This is a genomic window from Pseudomonas viridiflava, from assembly GCF_900602065.1.
Classification (GTDB): domain Bacteria; phylum Pseudomonadota; class Gammaproteobacteria; order Pseudomonadales; family Pseudomonadaceae; genus Aquipseudomonas.
The window spans coordinates 1-279 of record NZ_UWFN01000333.1 but is presented as its reverse complement, the minus strand read 5'-3'; the positions used below and the strand labels follow the sequence as shown (position 1 = coordinate 279).

Annotated in this window: 1 pseudogene; it reads right to left on the bottom strand. The window is 62.7% G+C overall.

The features are described from left to right. Positions 1-279 (bottom strand): annotated as a pseudogene (locus EE949_RS25665) (GH3 family domain-containing protein); the annotation flags it as partial.

Sequence of the window (279 nt, the reverse complement as noted above, 5' to 3'; positions counted from 1 at the left end):
CGGTGGTCAAAAGTACTTGGACAGTCTCACCCATACGCAGCGAGTGGGCACCACGCGACGAGCCGTTTTCGTCGAGAAATTCGAGGTGGTGACTGCCGATTGCCAGTGGACAACCCGGCCCGGCGCCCACCGGTATGCTGAGCACGCCTTCGGTAGCGAGCAAGCCTTTGGGCAGCCACCGGGCCTGAGGAAAATGCGACGCCAGTCGCGTTGCGTACCCGTGGCTAGGCCCATCCATCCAGCAACTGACTGCTGCCAATCGTGGCCACAGGCGGGTAC